Annotated in this window: 16 protein-coding genes and 1 tRNA gene; 13 read left to right on the top strand and 4 right to left on the bottom strand. The window is 70.7% G+C overall.

Translation table 11 applies throughout. The annotated features are described in order from the left end of the window. The 5 genes from ACIPUC_RS05840 (at position 1) to ACIPUC_RS05820 (ending at position 6174) form a co-directional block, all read left to right on the top strand. Positions 1–879 (top strand): siderophore-interacting protein, encoded by an 879-nt coding sequence (locus ACIPUC_RS05840; protein WP_446586964.1) that lies wholly within the window; start codon positions 1–3, stop codon positions 877–879. A 142-nt stretch (positions 880–1021) separates the two neighbouring features. Continuing rightward, on the top strand, positions 1022–2512 hold the full coding sequence (locus ACIPUC_RS05835) for a pyridoxal phosphate-dependent decarboxylase family protein (RefSeq protein ID WP_446586963.1): 1491 nt from the start codon (positions 1022–1024) through the stop codon (positions 2510–2512). Next, a complete protein-coding gene (locus ACIPUC_RS05830; RefSeq protein WP_446586962.1) occupies positions 2496–3797 on the top strand; it encodes a lysine N(6)-hydroxylase/L-ornithine N(5)-oxygenase family protein in 1302 nt (433 codons plus the stop codon). Before ACIPUC_RS05835 ends, ACIPUC_RS05830 begins: the two co-directional genes overlap by 17 nt. After that, a complete protein-coding gene (locus tag ACIPUC_RS05825; protein WP_446586961.1) occupies positions 3794–4393 on the top strand; it encodes a GNAT family N-acetyltransferase in 600 nt (199 codons plus the stop codon). The genes ACIPUC_RS05830 and ACIPUC_RS05825 overlap by 4 nt, the downstream gene beginning before the upstream one ends. Beyond that, positions 4390–6174, top strand: coding sequence for an IucA/IucC family protein (locus tag ACIPUC_RS05820; RefSeq protein ID WP_446586960.1), 1785 nt, complete (start codon positions 4390–4392; stop codon positions 6172–6174). Before ACIPUC_RS05825 ends, ACIPUC_RS05820 begins: the two co-directional genes overlap by 4 nt. Before the next feature lie 90 nt (positions 6175–6264). Here ACIPUC_RS05820 and ACIPUC_RS05815 read toward each other — a convergent pair whose 3' ends face one another. After that, complete coding sequence (locus ACIPUC_RS05815; RefSeq protein WP_446586959.1) at positions 6265–7869, bottom strand: beta-N-acetylhexosaminidase; 1605 nt, start codon at positions 7867–7869, stop codon at positions 6265–6267. 51 nt (positions 7870–7920) lie between these two features. On the opposite strand from ACIPUC_RS05815, the gene ACIPUC_RS05810 reads away from it, so the two are divergent. The 3 genes from ACIPUC_RS05810 (at position 7921) to glmS (ending at position 11090) form a co-directional block, all read left to right on the top strand. After that, positions 7921–8826, top strand: a complete 906-nt coding sequence (locus ACIPUC_RS05810) for a DUF4429 domain-containing protein (RefSeq protein ID WP_446586958.1) — start codon at positions 7921–7923, stop codon at positions 8824–8826. Positions 8827–8923: 97 nt separating this feature from the next. Beyond that, positions 8924–9199: a hypothetical protein gene (locus tag ACIPUC_RS05805; RefSeq protein ID WP_069920372.1), complete on the top strand. Its 276-nt coding sequence runs from the start codon at positions 8924–8926 to the stop codon at positions 9197–9199. 73 nt (positions 9200–9272) lie between these two features. Next, positions 9273–11090: a glutamine--fructose-6-phosphate transaminase (isomerizing) gene (glmS, locus tag ACIPUC_RS05800; RefSeq protein ID WP_446586957.1), complete on the top strand. Its 1818-nt coding sequence runs from the start codon at positions 9273–9275 to the stop codon at positions 11088–11090. Between the two features lie 74 nt (positions 11091–11164). Here the strand turns inward: glmS and ACIPUC_RS05795 are convergent, their stop codons facing one another. After that, positions 11165–11734 (bottom strand): acetate uptake transporter, encoded by a 570-nt coding sequence (locus ACIPUC_RS05795; RefSeq protein WP_446586956.1) that lies wholly within the window; start codon positions 11732–11734, stop codon positions 11165–11167. A gap of 98 nt (positions 11735–11832) precedes the next feature. Continuing rightward, entirely contained in the window at positions 11833–12366 is a 534-nt protein-coding gene (locus ACIPUC_RS05790; protein ID WP_215147414.1) for a universal stress protein, read from the bottom strand. A 322-nt stretch (positions 12367–12688) separates the two neighbouring features. Here ACIPUC_RS05790 and ACIPUC_RS05785 point away from each other — a divergent pair, with 322 nt between their 5' ends. The 4 genes from ACIPUC_RS05785 (at position 12689) to ACIPUC_RS05770 (ending at position 15573) form a co-directional block, all read left to right on the top strand. Beyond that, on the top strand, positions 12689–13141 hold the full coding sequence (locus ACIPUC_RS05785; protein ID WP_446586955.1) for a hypothetical protein: 453 nt from the start codon (positions 12689–12691) through the stop codon (positions 13139–13141). Between the two features lie 376 nt (positions 13142–13517). Continuing rightward, positions 13518–14690, top strand: a complete 1173-nt coding sequence (locus tag ACIPUC_RS05780) for a helix-turn-helix domain-containing protein (RefSeq protein ID WP_031150010.1) — start codon at positions 13518–13520, stop codon at positions 14688–14690. Between the two features lie 112 nt (positions 14691–14802). Continuing rightward, positions 14803–15405, top strand: a complete 603-nt coding sequence (orn, locus tag ACIPUC_RS05775) for an oligoribonuclease (protein ID WP_362587348.1) — start codon at positions 14803–14805, stop codon at positions 15403–15405. A gap of 95 nt (positions 15406–15500) precedes the next feature. Next, positions 15501–15573: transfer RNA gene (locus tag ACIPUC_RS05770), tRNA-His, on the top strand. A gap of 85 nt (positions 15574–15658) precedes the next feature. On the opposite strand, the gene ACIPUC_RS05765 is transcribed toward ACIPUC_RS05770, so the two are convergent. Next, positions 15659–16486, bottom strand: coding sequence for an NAD(P)H-binding protein (locus ACIPUC_RS05765; protein WP_446586954.1), 828 nt, complete (start codon positions 16484–16486; stop codon positions 15659–15661). 94 nt (positions 16487–16580) lie between these two features. Between ACIPUC_RS05765 and ACIPUC_RS05760 the strand changes: the two genes are divergently transcribed. After that, positions 16581–17081 carry a MarR family winged helix-turn-helix transcriptional regulator gene (locus ACIPUC_RS05760; protein WP_446586953.1) on the top strand — a complete coding sequence of 167 codons (501 nt, stop codon included), beginning with the start codon at positions 16581–16583 and terminating at the stop codon, positions 17079–17081. Positions 17082–17089: the final 8 nt, after the last annotated feature.

The following is a 17089-nucleotide window of genomic DNA, read 5'->3' as shown; positions in this document are numbered from 1 at the left end:
ATGACGGCCGAAGCGCACTTCCGGTTCTTCGCGCTCGATGTGCTCCGCACGCGCCGCCTCGGCCGCTCGTTCCTGCGGGTCACGTTCGGCGGCGAGTCCCTCGCGGACTTCCGCCCGGGCGGCTTCGACCAGAGCCTGTCGCTCTTCCTGCCGGCGGGCGACCAGGAGCACACCGTCCTCCCGTCCACGGACGAGGACACCTGGTTCGCCGCCTGGCGCGGGATGCCGGACGAGGAGCGGCCGGTGATGCGCTCCTACACGGTGCGCGCACAGCGCCGTACGGCCGAGGGCGTGGACGAGGTCGACATCGACTTCGTCCTCCACGGGGACTCGTCCCCCGCCTCGCGCTGGGCGGGCCGCGCGGTGACCGGCCGCCGGATCCTGGCGATCGGCCCGACCGTCGCGGAGAACAAGTCCGTACGGTTCCAGCCGCCGGCCGGGGCCGACGCCGTCTGGATGTACGCGGACGAGACCGCCCTGCCGGCCGCGGCCGCGATCCTGGACGGGCTGCCGGCCGGGACCCGGGTCCGGGCCTGGTTCGAGGTCCCGCACGAGGACGACCGGCTCGCGCTGTCGACCCTCGCCGACGCGGACATCAGCTGGATCGTCCGCGAGGGCGACGGCCGGGACCGCACCGAACAGGTGCTGAGCGCGCTGCGCGCGGCCGGGCCGCTCGCCGCCGAAGCCCCGTACGTCTGGCTGGCGGGCGAGGCGGGCACCGTACGCGCGACGCGCCGCCACTTCGTGCAGGAACGATCCGTCGACCGCCGCTCGGTGCGTTTCACCGGCTACTGGCGGCTCGGCGCGAGCGAGGAGCAGCTCCTCGCCGAGGCATACGCGGGCCAGGCGCCCAGTGAGGACCCGACCTCCGACCTGTAGTCGATTTCCGCACGTCACAGGGCATTTCAGCGATGGGCCCCGGCTTTCAGCCGGGGCCCATCGTCGTTTGGCTTGTTACTTAGGTTAGGCTAACCTAAGTGCACACCCCACCCCCCTTCTCCCCCTGCCCGGAGGAAAGTTGATGCGCTCGCATCTGCTGAACGAGACGACCGCGGACCTCTACCGGCGATCCGTCACCGAGGGCGTCGACCGTGTCGCCGCCAAACTCGCGACCACGCAGCGCCCCCACACCGGTATCTCCGTGGACGAACTCGCCCCGGTCATCAACGGGATCGATCTGGACAAGCCGCTCGAGGACCCCTCCGCCGTCCTCGACGAGCTGGAGGACGTCTACCTGCGCGACGCGGTCTACTTCCACCACCCGCGCTACCTCGGCCACCTCAACTGCCCCGTCGTCATCCCGGCGGTGCTCGGCGAGGCGGTCCTCTCGGCCGTCAACTCCTCCCTCGACACCTGGGACCAGTCCATCGGCGGCACGCTCATCGAGCGCCGCCTCATCGACTGGACCGCGCAGCGCATCGGCCTCGGCCCCGCCGCGGACGGGATCTTCACCTCCGGCGGCAGCCAGTCCAACTTCCACGCGCTGCTGCTGGCCCGCGACGAGGCCTGCCGCACCGTGATGAAGAAGGCGCTGGCCGGCGGACGCGAGCTCACCAAGGCCGAACTCCTCCCCAAGCTGCGCATCTTCACCTCCGAGGCCGGCCACTTCAGCGTGAAGAAGTCGGCCGCCATGCTCGGACTCGGCTACGAGGCCGTCATCGCCGTCCCGGTCGACCGGAGCCGCCGGATGGACACCGCGGTGCTCGCCCTGGAGCTCGAGGCGTGCGCCGCCGAGGGCCTCTTCCCGATGGCCGTCGTCGCCACCGCCGGCACCACCGACTTCGGGTCCATCGACCCGCTTCCCGAGATCGCCCAGCTGGCCGCCGAGCACTCCGCGTGGATGCACGTGGACGCCGCCTACGGCTGCGGACTGCTGGTCTCCCCCACCCGTCGGCACCTCCTCGACGGCATCGAGCGCGCCGACTCCGTCACCGTGGACTACCACAAGTCGTTCTTCCAGCCCGTCAGCTCCAGCGCCATGCTGGTGCGCGACCGCGACACCCTGGGGCACGCCACGTACCACGCGGACTACCTCAACCCGCGCCGCATGGCCGAGGAGCGCATCCCCAACCAGGTCGACAAGTCCATCCAGACCACGCGCCGCTTCGACGCGCTCAAGCTCTGGATGACCCTGCGCGTCATGGGCGCCGACGGGATCGGCTCCCTCTTCGACGAGGTCATCGACCTGGCCGCCGCGGGCTGGGACCTCATCGACGCCGACCCCCGCTTCGAGGTCGTCGTCAAGCCCCGGATCTCCACCCTGGTCTTCCGCTACGTACCGGAGGGCGACGTCCGGGGGGACCTGGTCGACGAGGCCAACCTGCACGCCCGCAAGGCGCTGTTCGCCTCGGGCGAGGCCGTCGTCGCCGGCACCAAGGTGGACGGGGACCAGTACCTGAAGTTCACCCTCCTCAACCCGCAGACCACGACGGCCGACATCGCGGCCGTACTCGACCTTCTTGCCGCACACGCCGAGCAGTTCCTGGGAGAATCCCTTGCCGTCCACCGTTAAGCCCCACGACTTCATCGGCATCGGCCTCGGCCCCTTCAACCTGGGACTCGCCTGCCTGACCGCCCCGATCGACGAGCTCGACGGCCTGTTCATCGAGTCGAAGCCGCACTTCGAGTGGCACGCCGGAATGTTCCTGGACGGCGCGCACCTGCAGACGCCGTTCATGTCGGACCTGGTCACCCTCGCGGACCCGACCTCGCCGTTCTCCTTCCTGAACTACCTGAAGGACAACGACCGGCTGTACTCCTTCTACATCCGGGAGAACTTCTACCCGCTGCGGGCCGAGTACAACGACTACTGCCGCTGGGCCGCCGACCGGCTCGACAACGTCCTGTACTCCACTTCCGTCACCGAGGTCACCTACGACGAGCGGGCCGGCCTCTACGAGGTCCACACCGACAAGGGCGAGACCCACCTGGCCCGCCGCCTGGTCCTGGGCACGGGCACCACGCCCTTCGTCCCGGAGGCCTGCGCGGGCCTCGGCGGCGACTTCCTGCACAACTCCGCGTACATGCGGCACAAGCCGGAGCTCCAGAAGAAGAAGTCGATCACGCTGGTCGGCTCGGGCCAGAGCGCCGCCGAGATCTACTACGACCTCCTCGCCGAGATCGACGTGTACGGCTACCGGATCAACTGGGTCACGCGCTCACCGCGCTTCTTCCCGCTCGAGTACACGAAGCTGACGCTGGAGATGACCTCCCCCGAGTACGTGGACTACTTCCACGCCCTCCCCGAGGACACCCGCTACCGGCTGGAGACCCAGCAGAAGAACCTCTTCAAGGGCATCGACGGCGATCTGATCAACGCCATCTTCGACCTGCTCTACCAGAAGAAGATCAGCATGCCCGGCCCGGTCCCGACCACCCTGCTGACCAACACCTCGCTGAACAGCACGGCGTACGACACCACCACGGGCACGTACACCCTCGGCCTGCGCCAGGAGGAGCAGGAGCGGGACTTCTCCCTCGCCACCGAGGGCCTGGTGCTGGCCACCGGCTACAAGTACCGGGTCCCGGAATTCCTCGCCCCGGTGCGCGACCGGCTGAACTTCGACGGCCGCGGACGCCTGGACGCCGCCCGCAACTACAGCGTCGACACCACCGGCCGCGGGGTCTACCTCCAGAACGGCACGACCCACAACCACTCCCTCACCTCGCCCGACCTGGGCATGGCCGCGTACCGCAACGCGTACATCATCGGCGAGCTCCTCGGCCGCGAGTACTACAAGGTCGAGAAGTCCATCGCGTTCCAGCAGTTCGCAGTCCCGGAAGGCATGCACGCATGAGCACCACCGGCTCCACCACCGAGATCCTCTACGCCCGCACCGACGCGGTCCTCGGCACCTTCGCCATCCGCCCGCTGGACCCGTTCTCCGACGCGGAGCTCCTGCACGGCTGGGTCACCCACCCCAAGGCCTCGTTCTGGATGATGCAGGACGCCTCGCTGCCGGACGTCGAGCGCGAGTACATGAGGATCGCCGCGGCCGAGCACCACCAGGCCTTCATCGGCCTGCACGAGGGCCGGCCCGCCTTCCTGATGGAGACGTACGACCCGGCCCGCCTGGAGCTCGTCGGCCTGTACGAGGCCCGGCCCGGCGACGTCGGCATGCACTTCCTCGTCGCACCGAGCGAGCAGCCGCTGCACGGGTTCACCCGCGCGGTCATCACCACCGTCATGGCGGCCGTGTTCGCCGACCCGGCGGCCGAGCGCGTCGTGGTCGAGCCCGACGTCCGCAACACCGCCGTCCACGCCCTGAACGAGGCCGTCGGCTTCGTGCCCGACCGCCCCGTACAGAAGCCGGAGAAGGAAGCCCTCCTCAGCTTCTGCACCCGCGCCCGGTTCGAGGCGGCCACCGGCCTCACCAAGGAGCTCTCGATATGAGCCTCGCCGACGCCGTCTCCCACCTCGACCCCGAGCTGTGGGCCCGCGCCAACCGCGCCCTGGTCCGCAAGGCCCTCTCGGAGTTCTCCCACGAGCGCCTGCTGACCCCGAAGCTCCTGGACTGCGGCCGCTACTCGGTCCTGAGCGACGACTCCTCGGTGGAGTACCGCTTCGCGGCCACCCACCACGCCCTGGACCACTGGGCGGTGGACGAGTCGTCCATCACCCGCCACCAGGACGGCGGCGAGCTTCCGCTGGACGCCCTCGACTTCCACATCGAGCTCCGGCAGTCCCTGGGGCTGAGCGCCGAAGTCCTGCCCGTCTACCTGGAGGAGATCTCCTCCACCCTGGCCGGTTCGGGCTTCAAGTACACGAAGCCGCAGGTCTCCTCCGCCGTCCTCGCCAAGTCCTCCTTCCAGGACATCGAGACCGGCATGACCGAGGGCCACCCCTGCTTCGTCGCGAACAACGGCCGCCTCGGCTTCGGCGTGCACGAGTACCTCTCGTACGCCCCGGAGACGGCGAGCCCGGTCCACCTGGTGTGGGTGGCGGCCCGCAAGGACGTCTCCACCTTCACGGCGGGCGCGGGCCTGGACCACGACACGTTCATGCGCGCCGAGCTGGGCGACGAGACGATCGCGGCCTTCGCCGCCCGGATGACCGGCCTCGGCCTGGACCTGGCGGACTACCACCTGTTCCCGGTCCACCCCTGGCAGTGGTGGAACAAGACCACCATCACCTTCGCCGCCGAGATCGCGAACCGCCGCCTGGTCCTGCTGGGCGAGGGCGCGGACGCGTACCTGGCACAGCAGTCGATCCGCACCTTCTTCAACACCAGCGCCCCCGGCAAGCACTACGTCAAGACGGCCATCTCGGTGCTGAACATGGGCTTCATGCGGGGCCTGTCCGCCGCGTACATGGAGGCCACCCCGGCCATCAACGACTGGCTCCACCAGCTGATCGGGTCGGACCCGGTGCTGCGGTCCGTCGACTTCTCGATCATCCGCGAGCGCGCGGCGATCGGCTACCACCACCGCCAGTACGAGCGCGCCACCGACCGGTACTCCCCGTACCGCAAGATGCTGGCCGCGCTCTGGCGCGAGTCCCCGGTGAACTCCCTCCAGGGCGACGAGCGGCTGGCCACGATGGCCTCGCTCCTCCACGTCGACGCCGAGGGCAAGTCCTTCGTCGGCGCCCTGATCGCGGAGTCGGGCCTGACCCCCGCCGAGTGGCTGCGCTCGTACCTCCGGGCCTACCTGGTCCCGCTCCTGCACTGCTTCTACCGGTACGACCTCGCGTACATGCCGCACGGCGAGAACACCATCCTCGTCATCGAGGGCGGCGTGGTGAAGCGGGCGATCTTCAAGGACATCGCCGAGGAGATCGTCGTCATGGACCCGGACGCGGTGCTGCCGCCCGCGGTCGAGCGGGTCCGGGCGGACGTCCCGGAGGACATGAAGCTGCTGTCGATCTTCACGGACGTCTTCGACTGCTTCTTCCGCTTCCTGGGCCCGATCCTGGCGACGGAGGGCATCTGCGAGGAGGACACCTTCTGGCGGGCGGTCGCGGACTGCGCCCACGAGTACCAGGACTCCATGCCGGCCCTGGCGGACCGCTTCGAGCGCTACGACCTGTTCGCCGCGGAGTTCCAGCTGTCCTGCCTGAACCGCCTCCAGCTGCGCAACAACGAGCAGATGGTCGACCTCGCCGACCCGTCCGCCGCGCTCCAGCTGATCGGCACCCTCGAGAACCCCCTCGCGCGGTTCGCTGCGCGGCGGTGACGAGGGGGTGGGCGGGCAGCCGATACGGTCCCTCGGCTGCCGCCCGCCTTCTCTGGGCTCCGCCCCGATCTTTTCAACGGCGCCGCGCCGCTAAGACCACGGGACGTCAGGGGCGCGGTAGTACGCGATGTCCTGCGCGTCCAGGCGCGGGCCCTGCGCGCCCAGGCGCCGGCTGTACGACGCCCAGTCAAGGGCAGCGGCCGGCGACCAGCCGAGCTCGGCGAGGCCCAGCACCCGCGGAAACGCCATCAGCTCCCAGTCCGCCCGCGTGGCGACCGTCTCCGTCCACAGCGGCGCCTCCACGCCCAGGACGGCCGACTCCGGGACCCCGGCCAGGTACGCCCCCGGGTTCCAGGAGTACGACCGCTCGACCGGCACGAGCCCGGCCCATGCCAGCCCCGGCTTCGTCTTCAGGTCGTACTTCATGTCCAGGTACAGCCGGTCCGCCGGCGACAGGATCAGCGGATGCCCCGCCTTAGCCGCCGCGACGACCCCGGCCTTCTCCGCGGCCGGCGTCCGGTCGTGCCCCCAGTACTGCAGCACCGCCCCCTGCGCGGGCCGCGCCGCCGCGAGCTGGTGCCAGGCCACCACCGTCTTCCCGTACCGGCCCACCACCGCCTGCGCCCGGTCCATGAAGGCCGCGTAGTCCGCCGCCGGCGTCGAGTGCGCCTCGTCGCCGCCGATGTGCAGGTAGCGGCCCGGCGTCAGCTCCGCCAGCTCGCCGAGCACCTGGTCGATGAACTCGTACGTCCGCTCCTTGGCGACGCACAGCGAGCTGAAGCCCACCTTGATCCCGGTGTACCGCGGCGGCGCCTTCCCGTCGCAGTTCAGCTCCGCGTACGAGGCGAGCGCCGCGTTCGTGTGCCCCGGCATGTCGATCTCGGGGACCACGTCCACGTACCGCTGCCCGGCGTACGCGACGAGCTCCCGGTACTCGTCCTTCGTCCAGTGCCCGCCCGGTCCGCCGCCGACCTCGCTGCCGCCCCCGTACTCCGCCAGCCGCGGCCAGGAGTCGACCGCCAGGCGCCACCCCTGGTCGTCGGTCAGGTGCACGTGCAGCGTGTTGACCTTGTACTGGGCCAGCTGGTCGACGTACCTCTTGACCTGCTCCACCGTGAAGAAGTGCCGCGCGATGTCGATCATCGCGCCCCGGTACGCGAAGCGCGGCCGGTCCACGACCGTCCCGCCGGGCACCGTCCCGGGCCCGGCCACCGGTACCAGCTGCCGCAGCGTCTGCCCGGCGTGGAACAGTCCGGCCGGGGTCCGCGCGGTGAGGGTGATCCCGGCCGGTCCGGACTCCAGCCGGTACCCCTCCGCCCCGACCCCCTCGGCCTCCTCCTCGATCCGGAGCCGGATCCCGTCCCCCTCGGCCCCGTCGACCACGGGCAGCGGGAGTCCGCTCGGGCCGCGCAGCTGCTCCGCGAGGAGTTCGCCGACCCGCCGGACCTCCTCGTCGGGGCCCGGGCCCGTACGGATGACCGTGCCCGCCCCGAAGGAGTACCCGGGGCCTTCGGCGCGTGCGGAGACGGGCGCCGGAAGCAGCCGTTCGAAGGGGGTGAGGGCGGCGGCGGGGGCGTGGCCTCCGGGTCTGGCGTCGTCGCCCCGGGCCGCGGTGCAGGCTGTGACAAGGGCTGGGGCGGCTCCCAGTGCGCAGAGGGCGAGGAGGGTGCCGAGCGTGCGTCGCAGGACTCTCATGGCTCAGGTATAGGCCAAGTGGGCCCGGGTGGCCGGTGCGAGAATCGACGGATGGCGGAAATCATCCAGAAGGACGGCACTTGGACTTTCGACGGGGACACGGTGCGCATCGTGCCGGGCCGCGACAAGGGGGTGGGCCTGCTGCGCCAGACGCTCGGCGAACTGGCCGTACCGCTGCGCGCGCTGGCCGGGATCAGCTTCGAACCGGGGCGCAAGGCGGGCCGGTTGCGGCTGCGGCTGCGTGACGGCGCCGACCCGCTGCTCCAGGTGACCGGGGGGCGGCTGCCGGACGCCTCCGACCCGTACCGGCTGACCGTGGAGACGGACCGGACCGGGGTGGCGGAGTACTTCGTGGACGAGGTGCGCCATGCGCTCCTGCTGGAGCAGGTGGAGACCGGCCCCGCCAGTGCGTACCTGCTGCCGGGCCCCGCGGTCCCGATCACGGCGGGCGCGGGCGACGGGACCGCGGCCTTCGACGGGGACCGAGTGTCCCTGGAGTGGAACTGGACGGCCGAGGAGGCCAAGCGTTCCGGCGGCACGCGGGTGTTCCGGGTGGCGGACCTGCGGTCGGTGGAGTGGTCCCCGTCGAAGGGGCTGGGGAGCGGCTGGCTGCGCTTCCTCCCGGCGGGCACCGCGGCACCGGCCTCGCCCAAGTACGACCCCTTCACGGTGGAGCTCTTCGGTTTCAAGAACGACCCGCTGATGGCCCTGGTCGCGGCGGCGGTGGCGGCCCGGCTGCCCCACCCGGCGGCGGCCGCGGCCGACCCGGCGGGCTCCGCCGCGCTGGGCGCCGGACCGGTCGCGCAGCCGGCGGTGCCGGCCTCGGCGGAGGAGACCGCGGCGGACCACGACACCCTGCTGCGGCGCTTGCGCGAACTCGGTGAGCTGCACCAGTCGGGGATCCTCACGGCCGACGAGTTCGCGGCGGCCAAGCAGGCCGTTTTGCGCCGTTTCTGACCGGATCCATCCATTCCGCTGGTCCAGACCAGAAGGATCCTGCCCGATTTCGGGCAGGATCTTTGCGTTCGGCGCCCCGACCCGCCAGTATCTACGCGTGCTCGATCGCCGTCCGTCACACGACGACCTCGTCGACCACCTGGTGCGCAGCACCTCGCTGCAGCGCGGCGAGGCCGCCCGGGTGGTCCTCGACGTGCTCGCGTACTTCGACGAGACGACCGAGGAGTTCGTCCGCCGCCGCCACCGGGAACTGCAGTCCGGCGGAGCGGTCAACGCGGAGATCTTCGAGCGGATCGCGGCCGAGCTGCCGCACCGCGCCGTGGCGCCTCCGGAGCTCTCGCTCCGGCAGCTGCGCCGCATCGTCTACGGCTGACGCACGACAGCGAACCACGGCTGAGACCCAGCCACCGAGCACACGTACCGAACTTCAGGAGGGGCAGAACCGTATGTGCGGAATCGTCGGTTACATCGGCAAGCGTGACGTGGCACCACTGCTGCTGGAGGGCCTGCAGCGCCTCGAGTACCGCGGATACGACTCCGCGGGCATCGTCGTCAACAGCCCCAAGGCCGCGGCCCTGAAGGTCGTCAAGGCCAAGGGCCGGGTCCGCGAGCTGGAATCCCGCGTCCCCAAGCGCTTCACCGGCACCACCGGCATCGCCCACACCCGCTGGGCCACGCACGGCGCCCCCAGCGACATCAACTCCCACCCCCACCTCGACGCCGAGAACAAGGTCGCCGTCGTCCACAACGGCATCGTCGACAACGCCTCCGAGCTGCGCGCCAAGCTCGAGGCCGACGGCGTCGTCTTCGTCTCGGAAACCGACACCGAGGTCATCGTCCACCTGATCGCCCGCTCCCTGGCCGACTCCCTCGAGGAGAAGGTCCGCGAGGCCGTCAAGGCGATCGAGGGCACCTACGGCATCGCCGTCATGCACGCCGACTTCGCCGACCGCATCGTCGTCGCCCGCAACGGCTCCCCCGTCGTCCTGGGCATCGGCGAGAAGGAGATGTTCGTCGCCTCCGACGTCGCCGCCCTGGTCGCCCACACCCGCCAGGTCGTCACCCTCGACGACGGCGAGATGGCCACCCTGAAGGCCGACGACTTCCGCACCTACACCACCAGCGGCGCCACCACCACCGCCACCCCCGAGACCGTGGAGTGGGAGGCCGCCTCCTACGACATGGGCGGCCACGACACCTACATGCACAAGGAGATCTCCGAGCAGCCCGACGCGGTCGACCGCGTCCTGCGCGGCCGGATCGACGACCGCTTCAACACCGTCCACCTCGGCGGCCTGAACCTGGACCCGCGCGAAGCGCGCGGCATCCGCCGCGTCAAGATCCTCGGCTGCGGCACCTCCTACCACGCCGGCCTCATCGGCGCCGGCCTCATCGAGGGCATGGCCCGCATCCCCGCGGACGCCGAGCCGGCCTCCGAGTTCCGCTACCGCAACCCCGTCGTGGACCCCGACACCCTCTACATCGCGGTCTCCCAGTCCGGTGAGACCTACGACGTCCTGGCGGCCGTGCAGGAACTCAAGCGCAAGGGCGCCCGCGTCCTCGGCGTGGTCAACGTGGTCGGCTCCGCGATCGCCCGCGAGGCCGACGGCGGCGTCTACGTCCACGCCGGCCCCGAGGTCTGCGTCGTCTCCACCAAGTGCTTCACCAACACGGTCGTGGCCTTCGCGCTGCTCGCCGTGCACCTGGGCCGCATCCGGGACCTGTCGGTCACCGACGGCAAGCGGATCATCGAGGGCCTGCGCAAACTGCCCGCCCAGATCCAGGAGATCCTCGACGGCGAAGAGGACATCAAGAAGCTCGCCGCCCAGTACGCCGACGCCAAGTCGATGATGTTCATCGGCCGGGTCCGCGGCTACCCGGTCGCCCTGGAGGCCTCCCTCAAGCTGAAGGAGATCTCCTACATCCACGCCGAGGCCTACCCGGCCTCCGAGCTCAAGCACGGCCCCCTCGCCCTGATCGAGCCCTCCCTGCCGACCGTCGCGATCGTCCCCGACGACGACCTGCTGGAGAAGAACCGCGCGGCGCTGGAGGAGATCAAGGCCCGCAGCGGCCGCATCCTGGCCGTCGCGCACCGCGAGCAGGAGAAGGCCGACCACACCATCGTGGTCCCGAAGAACGAGGACGAGCTCGACCCCATCCTGATGGGCATCCCGCTCCAGCTCCTCGCCTACCACACCGCCCTCGCCATGGGCCGCGACATCGACAAGCCGCGCAACCTCGCCAAGTCGGTCACGGTCGAATAGGCACCGGCCCTGCCCGTCCCGGGCATGCGAAGACCCCCGTGCGCACCGCGCACGGGGGTCTTCGCACAGGGTGCTCAGCCTGCGGCGACCGCGCCGCGGCCCGAGGCCTTGCCCATCGCCATGGGCCAGTGCGCCAGTGCCGCGGTGGCTCCGTACCAGGCCAGCAGCCCGGACACGGCGGCGGCCCAGCCGCCGGCCTTGGCGAGCCCGTCGCTGCCCGCGAACGAGGCTATGGCCAACAGGAGGAGGGACAGGGTCAGCAGGGCGTAGACGCCCTGGCCGAACAGACCGCTCGCCGCGGAGACCGTGAGGGTCAGCGCGAGCAGGGCGAAGAGGACCAGAAACGTTCCGGCGGCTTCCTCGGAGACCGATGCTCCCGCCCCCTTGGCCCACGTGAACCAGAAGACGCCGAGGCCCGCGAACGCGGTGCCGTTGAACCCGTTGCCGCCGCGGTACTCGAGGAGCCCGAGGAGGAACAGGGCCGCGCCGCCGACGTACATGGCGAGCGACACGGAGTCGGCGGCGGTCACTCCGTCGATGACACCGGTGTGGCCGATACCGAACGCGAGAAGGGTGAGACCCAGGGCAATGTTCCCCAGGGTCGAAGTCGAGGCCGTGCTTCCCGCAGAGACACCATTGTCCACGGCGGGCTCCCTTCGATCTGCAGTTGTTTGCTGCGTCCCAGCAGCATTTATCTACCCTTTACACGGGGGCACAACCACACAATCGCCTTAACCGGCGGTCACGGAATGACAACGACCGGTCGCTGTGCGCGCTTGGCCAGCCGCCCCGCGACCGACCCGAAGATCCGGCCCACGATCCCGTGGGTGGAGCCGACCACGATGGCGTCGGCCGAATACTCCCGGCCGACCTCCTCCAGCTCGTGGCAGATGTCCCCGCCGCGCTCGACCAGGATCCAGGGCACCTCGGCCAGGTAGTCCGCGCAGGCCAGTTCCAGCCCGAGCACCTCGGTGCGGTGGTCCGGCACGTCGACGAATACGGGAGGCTCGCAGCCGGCCCAGACGGTCGTGGGCAGCCGGTTGGCGACATGGACGATGATCAGACCGGAGCCGGAGCGGCGGGCCATGCCGATCGCATACGCGAGCGCGCGCTCACTGGACGTGGATCCGTCGAATCCCACAACGACTCCGTGCCGGAAGGCCGGATCGCAGGGCAGGCGCGTCTGTTCCACCGCGCGCAGATCGGCGGCCGACGCGGGGTCGGCGACCCGTTTGCGCTTGCGGTCCGCGGGTTCGGAGAATTCGTGACCGGCCATGGGTGTCTCGGCGAAGAGGTCCTTGGAGGAAGCAACAGGGGCGAAATCGGCGACGCTGGGTGACGGAGCTCTGTCCGGGAAGCATCTTCCCAAGCCCATACCCACCAGGGTACGGCGACACTCCTGTCCTGCACAGGGCTTGCCGCCCTTGGAGAGCGTCCCAGGGAGCATGCCGGAGCGAGCGCTCCTTGGCAATGCCCGCTGTCCCCTACAGCCAGTGACGATCGGACCCGGCGCCACCCGTGCGCACAGTGACCGAGCCCGGTCGAGCGGCGTTGGACACGAGTCCGACCGTTCAGGAAGAGCCCGCAGGGAGCACGCCGTGCCCGGCCATCCGGTACACCCCGTCCAGCCAGCTCAGCCGACGCAGTCCGTCCACCACTACGCCGAGACCGCACCGCTCCACTCCCCTTCCCACCCTTCCGCCCTTCACTCGTCCGTGCACCCCGGCGGGCGTCGTCACGACGACCCCGCGGGTGACGTCGTGCGCTGGGCCGCCTTCAGCTGTCTGCTCGTCCCCGTGGTCCTCGTCGTCTACGGGACGTCCTTCGGCGGGGCGGCGGTCGCCACCCTCGGCCTGGTCGCGGTGACGGCCGCGTGCCGGGCGCTGCTGCGCTACTCGGAGCGGGTGGAGCGGGCCACGGCCCGGGTGCCGGCGCAGGAGCGGCCGCCGGCCGGCCCCGGTCCGCGCGGCCGGCACTCGCGCGGCGGGTCCGGTGGACATCGCGTCTGCGGCGGTTCCGCCCCGCGCGCGGCGCCGCCCCCGCACGACTGACTCATTCGCACACCCACACCCGCACGTTTTCAGCCAACTTCCCGGCAGGGTGCCCCTCTTGCCGGAATGTCCCCCCAACCCCCCTACCACCAGCGACGACAGACGCCGGGGGGCGCTGCGACCCTACGGGTACTGGCCACGGGCGGACCGGACGCTTCTCATGCAGGTAGCGGAGCGGAACGCTTCCTGATCGAATGCTTTTCGCCAAGTTGAGAAGTCGACATAGCGCTGCGTGCTGAACTTGTCACGCCGACACCACGGGACGCAGTAGATTCGATCATGTATTTACGGCGGGGGATCCACGTGCAAGGCCGAGGGGAAACGTGCAGGTGCGACCAGACCAAGGAGTCGCGACACCCAAGGGGGGCTTAGCGCCATGAGCCAGGATTCCACCGCCGTCGTCGCGGACGCCGGCCGGAAGCTCGCGGGGCGTCGCCGCAGGGAGATCGTCGCGGTGCTGCTGTTCAGCGGCGGACCGATCTTCGAGAGCTCCATTCCACTTTCCGTGTTCGGCATCGACCGGCAGGACGCGGGAGTTCCACGCTATCGACTGCTCGTGTGCGCCGGTGAGGACGGTCCGCTCAGGACCACCGGCGGACTCGAACTGACCGCGCCATACGGGTTGGAGGCGATCGCCCGGGCAGGCACGGTCGTCGTGCCCGCATGGCGTTCCATCACTTCACCGCCGCCTCCCGAGGCGCTCGACGCACTGCGTCTGGCGCACGAGGAGGGGGCCCGGATCGTCGGACTGTGCACGGGAGCCTTCGTGCTCGCCGCCGCCGGTCTGCTCGACGGCCGGCCCGCGACGACGCACTGGATGTACGCGCCGACGCTGGCCAAGCGGTACCCGTCCGTCCACGTCGATCCGCGCGAGCTGTTCGTCGACGACGGGGACGTGCTCACGTCCGCGGGCACGGCGGCCGGAATCGACCTGTGCCTGCACATCGTGCGCACGGACCACGGCAGCGAGGCGGCCGGGGCCCTGGCCCGCAGGCTCGTCGTGCCGCCGCGCCGTACGGGCGGACAGGAGCGCTATCTCGACCGGTCGCTGCCGGAGGAGATCGGCGCCGACCCGCTGGCCGAGGTCGTCGCCTGGGCGCTGGAACACCTCCACGAGCAGTTCGACGTGGAGACCCTGGCGGCCCGCGCCTACATGAGCAGGCGCACCTTCGACCGCCGGTTCCGCTCCCTGACGGGCAGCGCGCCGCTCCAGTGGCTGATCACCCAGCGGGTGCTCCAGGCACAGCGGCTGCTGGAGACCTCCGACTACTCGGTCGACGAGGTCGCCGGGCGCTGCGGGTTCCGTTCGCCGGTCGCCCTGCGCGGGCACTTCCGGCGGCAGCTGGGGTCCTCCCCGGCCGCCTACCGCTCCGCCTACCGGGCGCGGCGGCCGCAGGCCGACGTGGCCCAGGTGTCCCAGCTCTCGGAGAGCCCGGTCCCGCACCAGCGCACTCCGCAGCCCCAGCGGGCGGCCGCGGCCCTGGCCGCGGCGGGCCCGACGGTGACGGAGCTGTACTCCCCGGGCCGGGTCCTGCGGGAACACGCGTAACCCTCACCACGGGTACGACAAGCGAAGGTCCTCCATCGGTCACCACCGATGGGGGGCCTTCCGCATGTGCGGCCCGGACCCGCCGGGACCGCGACCGCATAAGGTGGGACACATGAACGATCGCATGGTGTGGATCGACTGCGAGATGACCGGGCTCTCGTTGACGGACGACGCACTTATCGAGGTGGCCGCACTGGTCACCGACTCGGAGCTCAACGTGCTCGGCGAAGGCGTGGACATCGTGATCCGCCCGCCGGACGCGGCCCTGGAGACCATGCCCGACGTGGTGCGCGAGATGCACACCGCCTCCGGACTGCTCGACGAGCTGGCCGGCGGGACCACCCTGGCGGACGCCGAGGCACAGGTCCTGGCGTACGTACGGGAGCACGTGAAGGAGCCCCGCAAGGCGCCGCTGTGCGGGAACTCGGTCGGCACCGACCGCGGGTTCCTGCTGCGTGACATGGCCGCGCTGGAGAGCTACATGCACTACCGGATCGTGGACGTGTCCTCGGTCAAGGAGCTGGCGCGCCGCTGGTACCCGCGGGCGTACTTCAACAGCCCCCCGAAGAACGGCAACCACCGGGCGCTCGCGGACATCAAGGAGTCCATCGCCGAGCTGCGCTACTACCGGGAGGCGGTCTTCGTCCCGCAGCCCGGCCCCGACTCGGACACGGCTCGGAGCATCGCCGCCAAGTACGTCCTGCCCGCCGAATAGCCGACCCGGAGCCAAGGGCACATCAACGGGGGAGCGAGCACCCTCCCGGACCCTGTACCCTTTTCTTCGGCCGGTCGGTTCTCCGACCGGACATGGTGGGTGTAGCTCAGTTGGTAGAGCACCTGGTTGTGGTCCAGGTGGCCGCGGGTTCAAGTCCCGTCACTCACCCTGCGAAGCAGAGGGGTCCCGTCCGCGAAGAGCGGACCGGGGCCCCTCTTCTCGTTCCCGCGCCGTACGGGTACGGGTACGGGGCTCAGGCGGGGGCCCCGAAGGCGTCGGCGTGGTCCTCGGCCCACTGGCCGAAGGTGCGGGCCGGGTGGCCGGTGAGGCGCTCGACGGCGTCGGTGATCTCGACCGGCAGGCCGTCGGTGGAAGCCCAGTACTCGAGGAGCGCATCGGCATACGGCCCGGGTATGCAGCCGTCGACCCCGGCCTTCCACTGCTCGGCGGAGACGGCCTCGAACGGTAGGGGCCGGCCGAGGACTTCGCCGAGTATCCCGAGCTGCGCCGCGAACGTCAGCGACTGCGGTCCGGTCAGGGTGTGGGCGCGGCCGCCGAGAGCCGGGTCGGCGAGGACCGCGAAGGCGGCCTCGGCGAGGTCGGCCTCGTGAACGGGGTCGCAGAAGGAGCCGGGATAGGGCAGGTGAACCGGGCGGCCGGACTTCAGCGGCCAGGCCCAGCCGAGGGCATTGCTCGCGAAGGAGCCCGGCCGCAGCAGCGTGGTCCGCAGGGGAGAGGCGGACAGGGCCTGCTCGACGACGAGATGGGACGCGGACAGCGGGCTGTCGGCGGCGCCGTGGCTCAGCACCGCGGAGGAGGACAGGAGCACGACGTGCTCGACCCCGGCGGTGACCGCCTCCTTCACAAAGGCCTCGACACCGGACGCCTCCGCGTAGAGGAAGACGGAACGGACTCCGGCCAGGGCGTCGGGGAAGGTCGCCGGGTCGGTGAGGTCGCAGCGGACGGCATCGGGACGGTCCGGTTCCCGGGATCCGAGCCGGTGCGGGAGACCGTGGGAGGCGAGCAGGGCGGAGAGCCCTCGGGCGACGGCGCCGCGGCTACCGGTGACGAGGATCGACATGGCTGGCTCCTTTTCATAGGATAGGTACGTGATGCAGATTCTGCGCCACACATTCTCTGCGTCACACAGATAAATTTGGAGCATGGAGAAGCCGATGTCAACCGATTCCCCTCGTACGGGTGATGAGTGGAGCCGCGCCGAGCTGCTCGCGCGCATCGTCACCGAGAGCCAGCGCCACTACGCCGACTACTCCCTCTTCAACCAGGCCATGGCCGACCACGTCGGACTGCACCCCACCGACATGCAGTGCGTCGCCCTCCTGGACATGGAGCCCGCCCCGGTCAGCACCGGCGACATCGCCCGCCTCACCGGCCTGACCTCCGGCTCCGCGACCCGCCTCGTCGACCGGCTGGTCAAGGCGGGCATCGTCGAGCGGCGCGCCGATCCGAACGACCGCCGCCGCTCCCTGGTCTCCCTCTCCCCCGAGGCCCGCGAGCGCATCGGCAAGGCCTGGGACACCCCCGGCCGGGCCTTCGGCGCCGTACTGGAGGGCTACTCCGACGCCGAACTCGCCGTCATCGCCGACTACCTGCACCGCGCCGCCGAGGTCGGCCGGGCCCAGGCCAAGAGGCTGGCCTCGGGCGACGCCGGCTGAGGCGCACA

Source organism: Streptomyces sp. LARHCF249, from assembly GCF_052871255.1.
Note: the sequence above shows the minus strand (reverse complement) of the source record. Positions and strands in the feature narration are given on the sequence as shown.

What these genes read in the sequence shown, in the direction of transcription:
- ACIPUC_RS05840 (WP_446586964.1), top strand. Translation starts at nt 1, where the DNA reads ATGACGGCCGAAGCGCACTTCCGGTTCTTCGCGCTCGATGTGCTCCGC.
- ACIPUC_RS05835 (WP_446586963.1), top strand. Translation starts at nt 1,022, where the DNA reads ATGCGCTCGCATCTGCTGAACGAGACGACCGCGGACCTCTACCGGCGA.
- ACIPUC_RS05825 (WP_446586961.1), top strand. Translation starts at nt 3,794, where the DNA reads ATGAGCACCACCGGCTCCACCACCGAGATCCTCTACGCCCGCACCGAC.
- ACIPUC_RS05820 (WP_446586960.1), top strand. Translation starts at nt 4,390, where the DNA reads ATGAGCCTCGCCGACGCCGTCTCCCACCTCGACCCCGAGCTGTGGGCC.
- ACIPUC_RS05815 (WP_446586959.1), bottom strand. Translation starts at nt 7,869, where the DNA reads ATGAGAGTCCTGCGACGCACGCTCGGCACCCTCCTCGCCCTCTGCGCA.
- ACIPUC_RS05810 (WP_446586958.1), top strand. Translation starts at nt 7,921, where the DNA reads ATGGCGGAAATCATCCAGAAGGACGGCACTTGGACTTTCGACGGGGAC.
- glmS (WP_446586957.1), top strand. Translation starts at nt 9,273, where the DNA reads ATGTGCGGAATCGTCGGTTACATCGGCAAGCGTGACGTGGCACCACTG.
- ACIPUC_RS05790 (WP_215147414.1), bottom strand. Translation starts at nt 12,366, where the DNA reads ATGGCCGGTCACGAATTCTCCGAACCCGCGGACCGCAAGCGCAAACGG.
- ACIPUC_RS05780 (WP_031150010.1), top strand. Translation starts at nt 13,518, where the DNA reads ATGAGCCAGGATTCCACCGCCGTCGTCGCGGACGCCGGCCGGAAGCTC.
- orn (WP_362587348.1), top strand. Translation starts at nt 14,803, where the DNA reads ATGAACGATCGCATGGTGTGGATCGACTGCGAGATGACCGGGCTCTCG.
- ACIPUC_RS05765 (WP_446586954.1), bottom strand. Translation starts at nt 16,486, where the DNA reads ATGTCGATCCTCGTCACCGGTAGCCGCGGCGCCGTCGCCCGAGGGCTC.
- ACIPUC_RS05760 (WP_446586953.1), top strand. Translation starts at nt 16,581, where the DNA reads ATGTCAACCGATTCCCCTCGTACGGGTGATGAGTGGAGCCGCGCCGAG.